The organism is Microbacterium sp. NPDC089189, from assembly GCF_040685095.1.
GTDB lineage: Bacteria > Actinomycetota > Actinomycetes > Actinomycetales > Microbacteriaceae > Microbacterium.
This window is the reverse complement of sequence record NZ_JBFBHG010000047.1, coordinates 1-9,606: the sequence shown is the minus strand read 5'-3', so window position 1 is coordinate 9,606 and position 9,606 is coordinate 1. Positions and strand designations below refer to the sequence as shown.

The window sequence follows — 9,606 nt, the reverse complement described above, 5'->3', positions numbered from 1 at the left end:
TAAAGTAACTAAACCTATTAAGGATTGAAAACCACCTAAAACCATTTGGATGATATAGGGGGCGTCCCGCGCGGGACGCCCCCTTCGTCGTTGCTCAGCGCAGCACCAGGAACGCGGTCAGCGTCCAGGAGGAGGCGACGGTGTCGCTGCCGCCGTAGGTCACCAGCACCAGATGCACGCCGCGCGAGGGCGCGGGCAGCGGCACGGTGACGGCGCCGTCGACGAGCTCACCCGTGACGCGCGTTCCGCCCGTGAGGACCTCGACGGTGCCCGTCGCCGCGGGACCCGCCGCGGGCTTCACCTGCACCCGCGCCTCGTAGGCGTCGGTCGTCGAGCCGAGGTAGCGGTTGAGCGAGACCTTCGTCGACGACCCCACCACCACGGCGACGCCCGCGCTGTCGGCGCTCGCGGCGGGACCGGTGGCCGCGGTCGCGGTGACGCGCACCGACAGCACGGTGCCCCGATCGTCACGCGTCACGCGATACGTCTGCTCCGTCGCACCTTCGATGGGCTGGCCGTCGCGCAGCCACTGGTAGGTCGCATCCACCTCCGCCGGATCCCACTCACCGGGCGTCGCGGTCAGCGTGGCGCCCACGCGCGGCGATCCGGTGATGGTCGGGAGCGCGGTGTTCACCGGCGCCGCCGCCCCGCTGTCGACCGTGAGGATCGTGCGGATGTCGGAGCCGCCGTAGCGGACGACGCCCACGTAGCGGGTCTCGGCCGCGAGGTCCTGCCAGGTCAGCGTGTAGGGCGAGGGCACGCCGCTCGCCGCGGCGAGCGGGTTCGGCGTCGCCGTCAGCGCGCCGTCCCCGGACCCGGTGGCCACGACGGCCGCGGTGAGGTCCCACGTGAAGTCGGCCGCGGCGGCGTACTTGTTGACGTGCAGCAGGTACGTGCCCGCGGTCGGCGCCTCGATCGTCACCGACTCGTCGGCCGATCCGGTCGCAGAGCTCCAGTCCTCGTAGTAGCGCCAGTCGTCGGCCGAGACGACCCGGTACACGAACAGGTCGAGGTCGGATCCGGTGTCGTCCGACGAATCCAGGTCGAACCGGGCGAGCTCGGTGCCCTCGGGCACCTCGACGACCGCGTACGCGTTGTCCTGCGAGGAGCCGTCCGGCTGCTCCTCGGCCTCGAACGAGTCCTGATCGCCGGAGTGGCCGGGCACCTCGGGGAAGCGCGGGTCGCGCTGCAGCGCGGCCTCGGCGAGCCCCGACACGGTCAGCGGCAGCTCGCCGTCGATCGCCGGGGTGACGGTCACCTCGGTCGAGCCCGAGAGTCCCGTGCCCGCGACCTCGGCGGGCGCATCGACCGACACCGGGTGGACCGCGATGGGCGAGCGCACCGGGTGCTCGCCACCGGTCCAGGTGAGGAAGCCGCTGGACCAGGTCTCGACGGGCGCGTCCGTGCGGGCGATCGTGATCGCCACCTCGGCACTCTCGCCCTCGGCCAGGCTCACGACGGCGGGCTCGACGGTGATGTCGAACCCGGGCACCGCGGCCTCGGCCGTGTAGGTGCCCGCCGCGGTCGCGGTGATCGTGCGGGTCACGGTCTGCTCACCCGGCAGCGAACCGATGGCGATGGAGGCGAGGTTGAGGTCGCTGCCGTCGATCGGCTCGACGCCGAAGTCGTTCAGCCCCTTGCCCTGGAGGAAGGCGGCCCAGTCGTCGGGCCCGTTGCGGTACAGCAGCCCGGGCGAGAAGAACGCCGTCGGGTCGACGTGACCGGCGCCCTGCGTGAACGGGTCGGTGACGGCGGCACCGGCCGCATCCACCGTGTCGTACGCGGTCGTCATCATGGCCGACTTGATCTCGTCGGGCGTCGCCTGCGGCCGCTCGCCGAGGTACAGCGCGGCGAGCCCGGCGATGTGCGGAGCCGACATCGACGTACCCGAGAGGATGCCGAACGTCGGGTCGGCACCCGGTGCGTTGTTCGTCGCGGCGAGGATCGCCACGCCCGGCGCCGAGATGTCGGGCTTGAGGATGTCGCTGCCGTCGGCGAGCATCGGTCCGCGGCTCGAGAAGCCGGCCACCTGCGGGGTCGGGGTCTCGATGCCGGTCACGTTCTCGCCGATGAGGGTCGCGGTCGCGTCGGGCGTCGTGCGCACGTAGTCCAACAGCGCCGCGCGCTCGGTGTCGGCGATGTGCACGGTGGGAACCGCATGGATGTCGTTGTCGAGCGAGGCCGGCGTGACGTTCACGAGGATCACCCCGGTGCCGCCCGCATCCGCCACCGCCTGCGACTTCTCGGTGCGCGAGTTCTGACCACGGTCGCACACCACGATCTTGTCGGCCACGAGGGCGGGATCGAGCGACCCGATGTAGCAGAGCGGGGCCTCGGCCTCGGCGCCCGGCAGTGCGGCGTCGCCGGCGTAGATCACGGGGGCGGTGATGCTCTCACCGAACGGCACGGTCACCGACGTGCCCGCCGCCTCGAACCCGTTCGGCAGCTGCACCGTGGCCTCCCAGGTGGGGACCGTGGATGCGGCGACCGTCGTGTACCAGGGCGAGGCGTGATCGGCGGTCGAGGCGCCGGGTCCGGAGTTGCCGGCGCTGACGGACACGAAGACGCCCGCGGCGGCAGCGTTGAAGAAGGAGATGTCCTCGGGGCTCAGCACGGTGGAGGCCGCGCCCCCGCCGATCGAGTAGTTGATGACGTCGACGCCGTCGGCGGTCGCCGTGTCGATCGCGGCGAGCAGGTCGCTCAACGCGCAGATGTCGTCGGTGGTCACCAGCGGATCGGGGCCCTCGTAGCAGGCCTTGTACGAGGCGACCTTGGCGGCCGGCGCCACCCCCGACACGACACCGAAGTCGGTGCCGTTGATCGTGGCGGGAACGCCCTGGTTGCCCGCGGCCGTCGACGCGGTGTGCGAGCCGTGCCCTGCGCCGTCGCGCGGCGAGAGGAAGTCATGGTCGAACGAGAAGCCGGATGCCGCCGCGCCCTCGCTGAAGTAGTGGGCGCCGATGAGCTTCGTGGAGTACTGGTCGAGGCCCCACGCGCTCGTCCCGCCGCCCTGCTCGACGGCCGTGGAACGGAACTCGAGGCCGTCCGCCTTGGGGTAGACGATCTGCGTCACGGCGTTGCCGTCGGCATCGGTTCCCTCGGCGAGGTACGGCTCATCGCCCGGCGTCGTACCGAGCGCGTCACCGGCGAAGGAGGGGTGCTCGGGCGCGATGCCGGTGTCGACGACACCCACCACGACGCCCGCACCCGCCTGATCGATGCCGCCGACCGCATCCCACACACCGCCCGCGCCCTCGAGCCCGAGGAACTGCGTCGACGGCACCGCGTCGGGGTGGCGGATCTCGTCGGGGAACACGCCGCGCACGCCCGCCGAGCTCGCGAGCTTCGCGGCCTGCGCGGCCGAGAGCTCGGCGCTGAAGCCGTTGAGTGTGATCTGGTACGTGGTGTCGGGCGCGACGCCGGCACCGTCGGCGACGTCCTGCTGACGTTCGCGGAGGAACCCGACGTACTTCTCGACGTCCGCGTCCTGCGCGTCGAGTCGGGCGCCGTCCTCGGGCTGCGTCGGCGCGAGGCCGCTCTCGCCACCGGTGTAGCTCGCGGCGGGGGCCTCGTCGAGGAGCACGATGTAGCGGCCGCTCGGCAGATCGATGGGCGCCGGGGGCGCCGGGGTGGTGGTGGCGGCGCCCGCCGCCGTGGCGGAGACTCCGGTGAACAGCGCGGCCAAGGTGAGGACCGCGGCCGCTTTCAGGCAGGGATGAGCCATCGACGGCGCTCCTATCTGGGGGGATGGGGGGAACACTCGGCGGCGACGGAGCCGCTTGAGTCGTCAAGCTAACTCACAGCCGCCTCCCAGCCCTAGGTTTTCCCTGCCACCGTGAGAGAACTCTCATAGCTGCGCCGGTACGCTGAGGAGGTGGCCCGCACCCCGCTCCTGTCGACGCGCGTTCTTCTCGTGTGCGCAGCGATCGGCGTCGCCACCGGCATCCTGGGCGGGATCGCCGGCTGGATCACACCGGTCGTGATCGCAGGCCTCCCGATCGTCTACGGCCTGGTTCTGGGCGTGCACGTGCTGCCCGGGATCATCGCGCAAGAAGTGCTGCGTCTGCCGTGGGTCGCCCTGATGGCGCACCTGCTCGCCGCGCTGGTGGCCAGCGCCACGAGCCCGCAGTGGACGCTGCGCTACCTCGGCACCGCCGTGCTCTTCGGCGGCATCCAGGAGCTCGTCGCCGCCCTCACCCGCTACCGCTCGTGGCAGGCGTGGCGGTTCTTCGTCTCGGCCCTCGTGATCGGCGTGGTGATCGCGGTGGCCGTGTTCTTCGCCGCCCACCTGTCGGTGCTCTCGCCCGCTCTCCAGATCGCCTACCTCGTGATCGCTGTGCTCGCGCCGGTCGCCTGGACCGCGGTCGGCCTCTGGGTCGGCACCGGTCTTCGCCGCGCCGGCGTCGTGCGCACCGGCCGGCGCTGATGGCACCCGGCGCCGACACCCCCGAACGGCGGCGCCTGGCGGAGCTCGTCGCCGACCTCATCCTGCAGAACGGCCTGATCGATCTCAGCCTGTCGGGCATCGCCCGCGCCATCGGGTCGAACAACCGGATGCTGCTCTACTACTTCGGCTCGAAGGAGCGGCTGCTCGAGGCGGCCGCCGACATCGCCATCGAGCGGTTCCCCCACCTCGACGCCGTCTTCGACCGGCTCGCCGCCGCATCCCCCGACTTCCGGGCGCGCCTGCTGCGAGCGTGGGACGACATCGGCGCGGACGAGAACCGGCCCTACCTCGTCATGTTCTTCCACCGTTTCGCCGTGGCGCTGGGCGACCCGGCGCGCTGGGAGGAGTTCCTCGGCCATCTCGGGCACGGCTGGGTCGATCGGGTGCGCGCGGTCTTCGAGGCCGAGGGCTGGACGAGCCCCGACGCGGATCGGGCGGCGACCCGGCTCGTCGCCGACTGGCGCGGCCTGCAGTTCGCCCTGCTGTGCGGCATGGACCGGACGGACCTCACCGCGGCGTACCGCGACGGCGTCGACGATCTGCTGCGCCGGGCGGGCTGAGCGCCCGGCCGTGCAGGGGCCGCGAAACTTCCCCGCAGAACGGGGTTAGGGTGCACTAAGTTGGGAGGGCCCCTCCCCTCCACCCGATGGATGTCCCGTGCCCGCTCCCTCCGCGCCGTTCGACGCGTCCGCCGCGCGTCCGGGCGACCCGACGCCGCTGCTGCGCGTCGAGGACGTCGCGATCACGCACGAGGGCGCGCACCGCGCCGCACCCGCCGGCGTCTCGTTCGACATCGGCACCGGCGAGGTCGTCCTCCTGCTCGGTCCCAGCGGATCGGGCAAGTCGACACTCGCGCTCGCGCTCAACGGCCTCATCCCCCACGCCCTGCCGGCCACGGTCGAGGGCCGCGTCAGCGTCGCCGGTGTCGCCACGACCGAGGCGACGGTGGCCGAGCTCAGCCGGCGCGTAGCGATGGTCTTCCAGGATCCGGACGCGCAGCTCGTGACCGGCACGCTGCTCGACGAGGTCGCCTTCGGTCCCGAGAACCTGCGGCTGCCGGTGGATGAGGTGCTCTCGCGCACCGAGGACGCCCTCCGCCGCGTGGGACTCTGGGACCGGCGCCACGACAACCCCGATCGGCTCTCCGGCGGCGGCCGGCAGCGGCTCGCGATCGCCGCCGCGCTCGCCATGGGCTCGCCCCTGCTCGTGCTCGACGAGCCGACCGCCAACCTCGACCCGCAGGGCATCGAAGAGGTGTACGCGACGCTCGCCGACGTCATCGCCTCCGGCGAGCGCTCGATCGTCCTGGTGGAACACAACCTCGATGCCGCCGTGGATCTCGTGCACCGGGTCGTCGTGCTCGATCAGCAGGGGCATCTGGTGGCCGACGGATCGGTCGACGAGGTGCTGCGCCATCGCGCCGACGACCTGCACCGCCTGGGGGTGTGGCTACCGACATCCGCCCTCGCCGCGCTGCGGCTGCGCGAGGCCGGGTACACGCTCGACCCGCTGCCGCTCAGCCCCGCCGAACTGCGCGCCGCGCTCCAGGCGCACCCGCCCGTCGACGCGGGGGCGGGGGGTGTCGACGCAGGCGCCGGGGTCGGCGCCGCGGGCGCCGGCACCGCGGGGGTGGGCGACGCGGGGGTGGGCGACGCGGATGCCGGAGCCGCCGCATCCCCGATCGTGCGGGTACGCGGACTGACGCTCACCCGCGGCCGCACCGAGGTGCTGCACGACGTGTCGCTCGACATCGCCGCGGGCGAGTTCGTCGCCGTCGTGGGGGCGAACGGCGCGGGCAAGACCACCCTCCTGCAGGCCATCGCCGGTGTCGTTCCGCCGCCGCGCGGCACGGTGACGATCGACGGCGTCGACGTGGCACGCGCGGATGCACGCACGCTGCCCTCGCGCATCGGATTCGTGTTCCAGAACCCCGAGCATCAGTTCATCGCCCACACGGTGTCCGATGAGATCGCGCACGGTCTGCGACGCCAGCGCCTCGACGACGACGAGGTGCAGACGCGCACGACCGACCTGCTCACGCGGTTCGGCCTGGCCGACAAGGCCGACGCGCACCCGTTCCTGCTCTCGGGCGGGCAGAAGCGGCGCCTGTCGGTCGGCACCGCGCTGGTCGCCGGCGCCCCCGTCCTCGCCCTCGACGAACCCACGTTCGGGCAGGACCGCGCCCGGGCGGACGAACTGCTCGGCCTCCTCTCCGAGCTCAACGCGGCCGGCACCACGATCATCGTCGTCACCCACGACATGCAGCTCGTGACCGAGTACGCCCACCGCGTCGTGGTCGTCGGAGACGGTCGGATCGCCGCGGCGGGCCCCACCGGCGACGTCTTCGCCGACACGGCGCTCATCGAGCGGGCGGGCCTGCGCGTCCCCCCTCTCGCCCGCGCGCTGCGCGGCATCCCCGGGCATCCCTCGCTCGGGTCCGTCACGCGCCTCGCCGATCTGCCGGGGCCCCGCGCATGAGCGCCGTCACGGTCGACCCGTTCGCCCCCGCCGTCGATGCCGGCCCGGTGCGCTTCCTCTACCGACTGAACCCGCTCGCCAAGCTCGCCGCGATCCTGCCGGCGACGGCGCTCCTCGTCTTCGTCCGCGACATCGCCACGCCCGTCGCGTTCCTCGCGCTCGCCTACCTCGTCCTGATCGTCGGGGCGCGGGCGAGTCGGCGCCTCGTCCTCGCGCTCACGGTTGCGGTGCCCGTCGGCATCCTCGTGATCGCCTGCGGCTTCTCGCTCTGGGCCGACCCCGGCCCCCTCGACACCACACCGGTCGTGCTGCAGATCGGCGGATGGCGCTTGTACGCCGGCGCTCTCGCCGTCGGCTTCGCCACGGCGCTGCGCCTCGGCGCGATCATCGCCCTCGCGCTGGCCGCCGGTTTCACCACGACCGGACCGGACCTCGCCCGGTCGCTCGTGCAGCAGCTGCGCGTCCCGTACCGCGTGGGATACACCGCGCTGGCGGCGTTCCGCTTCGTGCCGCGCTTCGCGCACGAGCTCGACGTCATCCGCCAGGCCCACCGCGTGCGCGGGGCCCACGGCGGGCGCGGGCCCTTCGCCGTGCTGGCCCGCTGGTTCGGGTACATCGTCCCGCTGCTGGCCGGCGCCATCCGTCACGCCGAACGCGTGGCGCTCGCGATGGACGCCCGTGCCTTCGGCGCCTACCCCGACCGCACCGAACGCCACCTCGTGCCGTTCCGCGTGCGCGACACGGTCTTCGTCCTGGCGTTCTGGGCCGTGTCCGCCGCGGTCTTCTGGGCGCTGTATCCCTGGGGTCTCGGCTGACGCCGACGCCCCGCATCCCTGTCGTCCGCCGGAAGGATCCGCATGGCCCGCGCATCACGCCTCGTCAAGCCCGCCTCGCAGGAGCTGCTGCACCTGCAGGTGCAGCGCACCGAACGCCTCTCCGAGCACTGGATGCGGATCACGCTCGGAGGCGGCGACATCGCGCGCTTCGTGCCGCTGGGCTACGACCAGTGGTTCCGGATCTTCCTGCCGCTGGGCGGCGATGAGGGACTCGAGCGCATCCCCGCCAAGGCCAACAAGATCTTCGGGTACCTGAAGTACCTGCGGATCCCCGACGGGATGCGGCCGGTCATGCGCAACTACACCGTCCGCGCCTACCGGGCCGCGACGGCCGAGTCCGACGCCGAGATCGACGTCGACTTCGTGCTGCACGGCGCGGGTCCCGACGCCGGCCCCGCGTCGCGGTGGGCGCACGCCGCCGCCCCCGGCGACAGCGTCGTGCTCATCGACGAGGGCCTCGGGTTCAACCCCGAGCGCGGCGTCGGCAACGTCCTGCTCGCCGCCGACGAGACCGGACTCCCGGCCGTCGCGGGCATCTGCGCGTCCTTGCCGGCGGATGCCGTCGGCACCGCACTGATCGAAGTCCCCTCGGACGCCGACGCGCTGGAGTTCCCCCATCCCGCCGGCGTGACGGTGCGGTGGATCGTGCGCGAGGCGGGCGCGAAGCCGGGCACGCCGGCGCTCGAGGCGTTGCGAACCACCGAGCTGCGCACCCCCGGCCTCCACGCGTTCCTCGTCGGCGAGCAGGCGCTGCCGACGGGCGGGCGGCGAGTGCTGGTCGAGCGCGGGGTCGAGAGGGACGCCATCAGCTTCATCGGCTATTGGCGGGCGGATGCGGCATCCCCCGCGCCCCGTTCGCACAAGGCCGAGGAGGCCGGCGCATGAGCCGCGTCTCGACCGTCTACTTGCTCACCTGCGCCGCGATCGGCGTGGCGGGCGGGGTGCTGCTCTGGGGCATCACCGGGCTCTCGACGTTCCTGTTCGCCGTCGCGCCGTTCGTCTCGGTCGCGCTCGCGGGGTTCTGGCTGCTGCCGGCCGTCGTCGGGCTGCGGCTCCTCCAGCGTCCCGCGGCGGGCCTGCTCGTGGGTCTCATCTCGGGGCTCGTCGTGTTCCCCTATCTCGCGACGAACCTGTGGTGGGCGTTCTTCGCGGAGCTGCCGTTCCTGCTCGTGATCTACCGCTTCTGGGGCACGTGGCTGCACTACGCGGGCGCCGCGGTCGTCGGCATCCTGTATCCGATCCTCGCCGCCGTCTCGTTCGACCTGTGGTCGATGGGGATCGGTGCGCAGATCGGCTTCTTCGCCCTCACGATCGCCAGCTGCCTGGCGGGCACCTGGATCGGCATCCTCGTCGCCGACCGCCTGCGCGACGCGGGCGTCGCCCGCCTCGCGCGCCGTCGCCCCCGCCCCGCCGCCTGACCCCCTCTCCCTCCCCCTTCTCGCGTCCTGCTTCCCTCTCGCGCTTCCGCTTCGCCTCGCCTCCTCGCCTCGCGCCGCCTCCGGAGGCTTCGCTCGTCGCAAAGGCAGGGTGCTGACGCCGCGGACCCCGCTTTCGCGACGAGTGACCGATGTCGCGCCCCGGGAAACACGCCTCACGCCCCGAAAACCCACCTCACTCGTCGCAAAAGCAGGGTGCGCCCGCCGCGGACCCCGCTTTCGCGACGAATGAACAAGTGTCGTACCCCGGGCCTCACGCCGCACCACTATGGCCCGCTCCAGCGGCGGCGCCGGCGCCAGCACCGCCGCGCCACGCAGGACCACGTCGCTCGGGCGGCGCAGGCGCGGGGGGGCGCGGGGGGGCGCGCCGTCACGCCCCGGGGGCCCGCGTCGAGGGCGCCCGGGACGC

Annotated in this window: 7 protein-coding genes; 6 read left to right on the top strand and 1 reads right to left on the bottom strand. The window is 72.8% G+C overall.

Annotated elements, in window-relative coordinates; translation table 11 throughout:
- Positions 1–94 precede the first annotated feature (94 nt).
- Positions 95–3,724 carry a S8 family serine peptidase gene (locus AB0N73_RS16125; protein ID WP_363565347.1) on the bottom strand — a complete coding sequence of 1,210 codons (3,630 nt, stop codon included), beginning with the start codon at positions 3,722–3,724 and terminating at the stop codon, positions 95–97.
- A gap of 150 nt (positions 3,725–3,874) precedes the next feature.
- Between AB0N73_RS16125 and AB0N73_RS16120 the strand changes: the two genes are divergently transcribed.
- From AB0N73_RS16120 to AB0N73_RS16095, 6 genes are all read left to right on the top strand, one after another.
- Positions 3,875–4,426 carry an ECF transporter S component gene (locus AB0N73_RS16120; RefSeq protein ID WP_363565345.1) on the top strand — a complete coding sequence of 184 codons (552 nt, stop codon included), beginning with the start codon at positions 3,875–3,877 and terminating at the stop codon, positions 4,424–4,426.
- Positions 4,426–5,007, top strand: coding sequence for a TetR/AcrR family transcriptional regulator (locus AB0N73_RS16115; protein ID WP_363565343.1), 582 nt, complete (start codon positions 4,426–4,428; stop codon positions 5,005–5,007). Before AB0N73_RS16120 ends, AB0N73_RS16115 begins: the two co-directional genes overlap by 1 nt.
- A gap of 97 nt (positions 5,008–5,104) precedes the next feature.
- Complete coding sequence (locus AB0N73_RS16110; RefSeq protein WP_363565341.1) at positions 5,105–6,925, top strand: energy-coupling factor transporter ATPase; 1,821 nt, start codon at positions 5,105–5,107, stop codon at positions 6,923–6,925.
- Positions 6,922–7,740: an energy-coupling factor transporter transmembrane component T gene (locus AB0N73_RS16105; protein ID WP_363565339.1), complete on the top strand. Its 819-nt coding sequence runs from the start codon at positions 6,922–6,924 to the stop codon at positions 7,738–7,740. Before AB0N73_RS16110 ends, AB0N73_RS16105 begins: the two co-directional genes overlap by 4 nt.
- 42 nt (positions 7,741–7,782) lie before the next feature.
- Entirely contained in the window at positions 7,783–8,646 is an 864-nt protein-coding gene (locus tag AB0N73_RS16100; protein ID WP_363565337.1) for a siderophore-interacting protein, read from the top strand.
- A complete protein-coding gene (locus tag AB0N73_RS16095) occupies positions 8,643–9,179 on the top strand; it encodes an ECF transporter S component (protein WP_363565335.1) in 537 nt (178 codons plus the stop codon). The genes AB0N73_RS16100 and AB0N73_RS16095 overlap by 4 nt, the downstream gene beginning before the upstream one ends.
- Positions 9,180–9,606 lie beyond the last annotated feature (427 nt).

Coding starts and splice junctions, on each gene's coding strand:
- AB0N73_RS16105 (WP_363565339.1), top strand. CDS start 6,922: ATGAGCGCCGTCACGGTCGACCCGTTCGCCCCCGCCGTCGATGCCGGC.
- AB0N73_RS16095 (WP_363565335.1), top strand. CDS start 8,643: ATGAGCCGCGTCTCGACCGTCTACTTGCTCACCTGCGCCGCGATCGGC.
- AB0N73_RS16100 (WP_363565337.1), top strand. CDS start 7,783: ATGGCCCGCGCATCACGCCTCGTCAAGCCCGCCTCGCAGGAGCTGCTG.
- AB0N73_RS16125 (WP_363565347.1), bottom strand. CDS start 3,724: ATGGCTCATCCCTGCCTGAAAGCGGCCGCGGTCCTCACCTTGGCCGCG.
- AB0N73_RS16115 (WP_363565343.1), top strand. CDS start 4,426: ATGGCACCCGGCGCCGACACCCCCGAACGGCGGCGCCTGGCGGAGCTC.